The 6,363-nt window shown below is 30.0% G+C and carries 7 protein-coding genes; 6 read left to right on the top strand and 1 reads right to left on the bottom strand.

Going from position 1 to position 6,363, the window contains the following annotated elements; genetic code table 11:
- Positions 1-35 precede the first annotated feature (35 nt).
- From FMAG_RS01680 to FMAG_RS01705, 6 genes are read left to right on the top strand one after another with little or no spacing between them, the layout of a single operon-like run.
- Positions 36-830 carry a TIGR00282 family metallophosphoesterase gene (locus tag FMAG_RS01680; RefSeq protein WP_005883455.1) on the top strand — a complete coding sequence of 265 codons (795 nt, stop codon included), beginning with the start codon at positions 36-38 and terminating at the stop codon, positions 828-830.
- 10 nt (positions 831-840) lie between these two features.
- The gene (prmA, locus tag FMAG_RS01685; RefSeq protein ID WP_005883456.1) at positions 841-1,770 is read left to right on the top strand and encodes a 50S ribosomal protein L11 methyltransferase; all 930 of its coding nucleotides are present in this window, start codon (positions 841-843) and stop codon (positions 1,768-1,770) included.
- A 12-nt stretch (positions 1,771-1,782) separates the two neighbouring features.
- The gene (cmk, locus tag FMAG_RS01690) at positions 1,783-2,445 is read left to right on the top strand and encodes a (d)CMP kinase (protein ID WP_005883457.1); all 663 of its coding nucleotides are present in this window, start codon (positions 1,783-1,785) and stop codon (positions 2,443-2,445) included.
- Between the two features lies 1 nt (position 2,446).
- Entirely contained in the window at positions 2,447-3,673 is a 1,227-nt protein-coding gene (locus FMAG_RS01695; protein WP_050795416.1) for a 3-deoxy-D-manno-octulosonic acid transferase, read from the top strand.
- Positions 3,674-3,683: 10 nt separating this feature from the next.
- Complete coding sequence (gene trmB, locus FMAG_RS01700) at positions 3,684-4,379, top strand: tRNA (guanosine(46)-N7)-methyltransferase TrmB (protein ID WP_040493520.1); 696 nt, start codon at positions 3,684-3,686, stop codon at positions 4,377-4,379.
- A gap of 17 nt (positions 4,380-4,396) precedes the next feature.
- Positions 4,397-5,674: an adenylosuccinate synthase gene (locus tag FMAG_RS01705; protein WP_005883458.1), complete on the top strand. Its 1,278-nt coding sequence runs from the start codon at positions 4,397-4,399 to the stop codon at positions 5,672-5,674.
- A 191-nt stretch (positions 5,675-5,865) separates the two neighbouring features.
- Here the strand turns inward: FMAG_RS01705 and FMAG_RS01710 are convergent.
- A partial coding sequence (locus FMAG_RS01710; protein ID WP_005883459.1) for a transposase occupies positions 5,866-6,363 on the bottom strand: 498 nt, incomplete at its 5' end.

Genomic DNA, 6,363 nt, shown 5'->3' on the forward strand with positions numbered 1-6,363 from the left:
AATGTAAAAACCTATTGATAGAAAGAGGGAAATTAATGAGAATTTTAGTGGTAGGAGATATAGTTGGAAGCCCAGGAAGAGAGACTTTAAAAACTTTTTTAGAGAAAAAAGGAAAAGAGTATGACTTTATAATTGTAAATGGAGAAAATGCTGCTGCTGGATTTGGACTTACAGCAAAATTAGCTGACCAATTACAAGAGTGGGGTTGTGATGTAATAACTAGTGGAAATCATATTTGGGATAAAAAAGAGCTATATGAATACTTAGATAGAAGTGATAGAGTTTTAAGACCAGCTAACTATCCAGATGAAAATACACCAGGTAAAGGATATACAATAGTAAAAGATAGAAAGGGAAATAAAATAGGAGTAGTATCTATTCAAGGAAGAGTATTTATGGTACCTATTGATTGTCCTTTTAAAAAAGCTAAAGAGATAATAAAAGAGATTAGGAAAGAGACAAAATTTATAATAGTAGATTTTCATGCTGAAGCAACATCAGAAAAAATTGCTATGGGTTGGCATTTAGATGGTTATGCTTCTGTAGTATTTGGAACTCATACACATATACAGACAGCTGATGAGAGAATTTTACCAGAGGGAACAGGGTATATTACAGATGTTGGAATGACAGGTTCAGAAAATGGAGTAATAGGAATGAAAGTTCAATCTGTATTACCAAAATTTTTAAACTCTCTTCCTCAAAGATTTGAGATAGCAGAAGGAAATGAAAGACTTTGTGGATTGGATATAGAGCTAGATGAGGAAACTGGAGAGTGTAAAAAAATAGAGAGAATTAGTAAAACACTTATGGAGATATCATATTTATAAGGAGTGAAGAATGAAAGTAGTAGAGATAAAAGTAATATATGAAAGTGATGATATAGAGAGAGCTACTAAAGAGATTTCAGATATATTTTATGGGTTTGGAGTAACTGGATTAAAGATAGAAGAACCAATGAAAAGTAAAAATCCGTTAGATTTTTATAAAAATGAGAAGGAATTTTTAATGGTAGACCATGCTATTTCTGCTTACTTTCCATTAAATCCTTATGCTGAAAAAAGAAAGATGGCAATATTATCTACTTTTGAAGAAAAATTTGCTGATAGAGATGATATAATCTATACAGTTGATTTTTATGAGTATGATGAAGAAGACTATCAAAATAGCTGGAAAAAATATTTATTCCCAGAAAAAGTAAGTGAAAAATTTGTAGTAAAACCTACTTGGAGAGAGTATACTCCAGAAGCTGATGAACTTATAATAGAATTAGATCCAGGAAGAGCTTTTGGTACAGGTTCACACCCTACTACTTCACTATGTTTAAAACTTATGGAAGAGAATATCTCTGAAGGAGATAGTGTAATAGATGTAGGAACAGGTTCTGGAATACTTATGATTGCAGCTGATAGACTTGGAGCTAGTGAAATATATGGAACTGATATAGATGAATTAGCAGTTGAATCAGCTAAAGAAAATCTTGAATTAAATAAAATTAGTGAAGAGAAAGCTAAAGTTTATAAAGGAGATTTAATCTCTGTTGTTGAGAATAAGAAATTTGATGTAGTTGTGGCTAATATTCTAGCTGATGTACTACTTATACTTTTACATGATATTTCAAAGGTTGTAAAACCAAATGGAAAGATTATCTTCTCTGGAATTATTGAAGATAAATGTGAGTTATTAAAAAGAGAAGTAGAGAGTTTAGGATTTACAGTAGAAGAGATAAAAGCTGATAAAGAGTGGAGAGCTATGCTTATAAAAGCATAATTAGGAGGGAAAATGAAAGAGTTTATAGTTACAGTAGATGGACCTGCTGGAAGTGGAAAGAGTACAATAGCTAAAATAATTGCTAAGAAGTATGGATTTACATATCTAGATACTGGAGCTATGTATAGAATGATAGCCCTTTATGCTTTAGAGAATAGTATTGACTTACAAGATAGCAAAGCTATTGAAACTATGCTTAAAAATACAAAGTTAGATATTGTAGGAAATCAATTTTTTCTAAATGGAAAAGATGTTTCTGATGAGATAAGAACTCCTAGAGTAAGTGCAATAGTATCTCCAGTGTCTGCAATAAAAGAGGTAAGAGTAAAACTTGTAGATTTACAAAGAGAAATAAGCAAAGGAAAGAGTGTTATCTTAGATGGTAGAGATATAGGTACAGTAGTATTTCCAAGTGGAGATGTAAAGATATATTTAGTAGCTTCTCCAGAGGAAAGAGCCAAAAGAAGACTTAAGGAGTATGAAGAAAAAGGAGTAGAGGCTGATTATGAATCAGTATTAGCATCTATTAAAGAGAGAGATTTTATAGACTCTACTAGAAAGGAAAGTCCTCTAAAAAAAGCTGAAGATGCTCATGAGATAGATAGTAGTACTATGAGTATTGATGAGGTAGTAGAGGTTATTTCTAAATATATAGATGAAAAAATAGGAGCTTAAAATGTTTTATCAAATAATTAGAAGGATATTACAACCTTTTATTCTAATTTTAATGATGATAGGTGGAAAAAAGGGAGAGTTCTTAAAAAAAAGATTGAAACAAGATTTTTCTTCACTAAAAAAAGAAGAGTATATATGGGTACACTGTTCATCAGTAGGAGAGATAAATCTTTCTGAAACTCTAATAAAAAAACTTTTAGATAATAGAAAAGAGAGAATACTTCTGACTATGTTTACTGACACTGGAATAGGAGTAGCCAGAGATAAATTTGTAAAAAATGAGAGAGTAGATATTTTTTATTTTCCATTAGATGATAGAAAAAATATTTTAGATATTTTAAAGAGAATAAAGTTAAATCTATTGATTTTAGTGGAAACAGAGATTTGGCCAAATTTAATAACAGAGATTGGCAGAAAATCTAAAGTTATTATAGTAAATGGAAGAATTTCTGATAGGAGCTTTAGGAGGTATCAAAAACTATCTAGTTATTTAAAAAAAATATTTTTGTATGTAGATAGATTTTATATGCAAAGTGATGAAGATAGTAGAAGAATAATAGAGATAGGTGCTGAAAAAAGTAGAGTAGAAACTCTTGGAAATTTAAAGTTTGATATCTCATTTCAAGAGTATAGTGAAGATGAGAAAAGAGAGTTAAGAGAGCTTTTTAGTGTAGAGGGAAGGAAGGTATTTACTGCTGGAAGCAGTAGAAGTGGAGAGTATGAAATTTTACTAGATACCTTTAAAGAGATGGAAGATACAGTTTTGATCTTGGTTCCTAGACATATAGAGAGAACTCCACAGATAGAGGAGATTGTAAAAAAATATGGTTTTACCTACAAAAAGTATAGTGAGATTGAGCAAAAATCTTTAGGTAAAACTGATATAGTTATTGTGGATAAAATAGGGGTATTGAGAAAGATATATTCTATTACAGATATAGCTTTTGTAGGAGGAACTTTAGTAAATATAGGGGGACATAGTTTACTTGAACCACTATTTTATGGAAAGACTCCAATTTTTGGACCATATCTACAAAATGTAAAGGAGATATCTAAGGAGATATTGGAACTAAATTTAGGCTATAAGGTAAAGGATACTACTGAGTTTTTACAAGCTATTAAAAATATAGAGAAGAATCAAGAAAAATCTTATGAGAAGATAAGGGAGCTTTTTAAGAAAAATAGCAGGACAGCTGATAAGATTATAGAGAAGTTAAACAAATTGTAATGGAGGAAAAATGGAAGATTTAAGAGAAAATCTATGGAGTCACTTCTTTAAAAGTCCAAGAAAAAACTATAATCCATATATGTTTAGACTTTTGGACTATCCAGAGTACATTATCTATGATAAAAAGATAATGGATTCATACAAAGGAAAGTGGCATGAGTTTTTTGGAAATGATAATCCAATATATTTAGAAATAGGTTCTGGTAGTGGAAACTTTGCTCAAGGTATGGCAAAGAGATATCCTGAGAGAAATCATATGGGACTTGAATTGAGATTTAAAAGACTTGTACTATCAGCTAATAAGGTAAAAAGAGATGGATCAACTAATGCACTTTTCTTGAGAAGAAGAGGAGAAGAGATACTTGAGTTTGTAGCTGAAAATGAAGTTGATGGTATATATGTAAACTTCCCAGATCCTTGGGAAGAGAATGAAAAAAATAGAGTTGTACAGGAGAGTTTTTTCAAAACTTTAGATGTGATACTTAAAAAAGGTGGAATGTTTTACTTTAAAACTGACCACGATAAATATTATCAAGATGTAATTGATTTAGTAGAGAGCTTAGATGGATATAGAGTAGTGTATCATACTGCAGACTTACATAAGAGTGAAAAGGCAGCAGACAATATAAAGACAGAGTTTGAACAACTATTTTTATGTAAACATAACAAAAATATTAACTATATTGAAATTGAAAAAATAAAGTAGGCTAGTAGGAGGTAACAATGGCTGGATATGTAGTAGTAGGAACTCAATGGGGTGACGAAGGAAAGGGAAAAATTATAGATGTATTAGCAGATAGAGCTGATTACGTTGTAAGATTCCAAGGTGGAAACAATGCAGGACACACTGTAGTAGTAAATGGAGAGAAATTTATATTAAAACTTTTACCTTCAGGAGTATTACATGGTGGAACTTGTATAATAGGACCAGGAGTTGTAGTAGATCCAAAAGTATTATTAGATGAGTTAGCATCATTAGAGACTAGAGGAGCTAGAACAGACCATGTTTTAATAAGTGATAGAGCACATGTTATTATGCCTTATCATGTAAAATTAGATGAATTAAAAGAAGCAAATGCTGGAGAGATGAAAATAGGAACTACTAAAAAGGGAATAGGACCATGTTATGCTGATAAAATCTGGAGAGATGGAATCAGAATGGTAGACCTATTAGATATGGATAAATTTGCTAAAAAATTAAAATATAATTTAGAAGCCAAAAATGAAATAATAACAAAAATCTATGGAGCTGAACCATTAGACTATGATAAGATACTAGCTGATTATACTGAATATGCAAATAAAATAAGACATAGAATAATTGATACTATCCCTGTAGTAAATAAAGCTCTTGATGAAGATAAGTTAGTTTTATTTGAGGGAGCACAAGCACTAATGCTAGATATTAACTATGGAACATATCCATTTGTAACTTCATCTTCACCAACTACAGGAGGAGTTACTACAGGAGCTGGAGTATCACCTAGAAAGATAGACAAAGGAATTGGAGTTATGAAAGCTTATACTACAAGAGTTGGAGAAGGTCCTTTTGTAACTGAATTACATGGAGAATTTGGAGAGAAAGTAAGACAACTTGGTGGAGAGTATGGTGCTGTAACTGGTAGACCAAGAAGATGTGGTTGGTTAGACTTAGTAGTAGGAAAATACGCTACAATGATAAATGGTCTTACAGATATAGTTATTACTAAGATAGATGTATTAAGTGGATTAGGAACTTTAAAAATTTGTACTGCTTATGAAGTAGATGGAGAGATTTATGAATTTATGCCAGCAGATACTGAAATGTTATATAGAGCAAAACCTGTATATGAAGAGTTACCTGGATGGGATGAAGATATAACTCAAGTAAAATGTTATGATGATTTACCAGAAAATTGTAAGAAGTATTTAAAGAGAATTGAAGAGATTGTTGGATGCCCAATATCTGTTGTATCAGTTGGACCAGATAGAAGCCAAAATATTCATATTAGAGAGATCTAATAGTTGAAAAAAGAGATGGAGTTATTGTAATTGATATTTACAATATCCCCATCTTTTTTTATATATAAGGAAATTATAATTTGACTTTTTAAGAGAAAAATAAGGAATTAGTTAATATTTCTATTAGAAGTTTAATAAAATAAGAAAAAATAAATATTTTTGTAACACAAAAAAGCTGATTTTAATCAGCGCTACCAACAATATTCTTTCCAACAAATGGAGCCTTTTGATATATTAAAATATGAAATTCTTCTTACTTTCATTTTAATTTTACAATTAAAACAATAGAAAGGATTTATTCCAAATGTTTTCCAGATTTCTAGTTGATAAAATGTAGTTTTAGTATATTGTAATTTATATTTTTTTATTTTAGAGATAATAAATTTAAGTTCTTTTTTTATATTTCTAGAATAAATACCAAATCTCCTAATCATTTTAAAATTTTTAGGAGGAATATGAATAATTAATTTAGAAAGAAATTCTTCTACTTCCATAGTAACTTCAACTTTTTCTTTATTATTAGAAAGATCTTCATAATAGAAGGTAACTTTATTGTCAGAAAAATCTAGTATTTTATATTCAGCGATAGGAGCGCGAGATAAATATCTCCCAATATATTTGATAGCCGAAACATTATTATTTAAATCATTTTTAGCAACGTCAAAGAAAAATCTTGTATCTTTTTTATA

The organism is Fusobacterium mortiferum ATCC 9817 (genome assembly GCF_000158195.2).
Taxonomy (GTDB): domain Bacteria; phylum Fusobacteriota; class Fusobacteriia; order Fusobacteriales; family Fusobacteriaceae; genus Fusobacterium_A; species Fusobacterium_A mortiferum.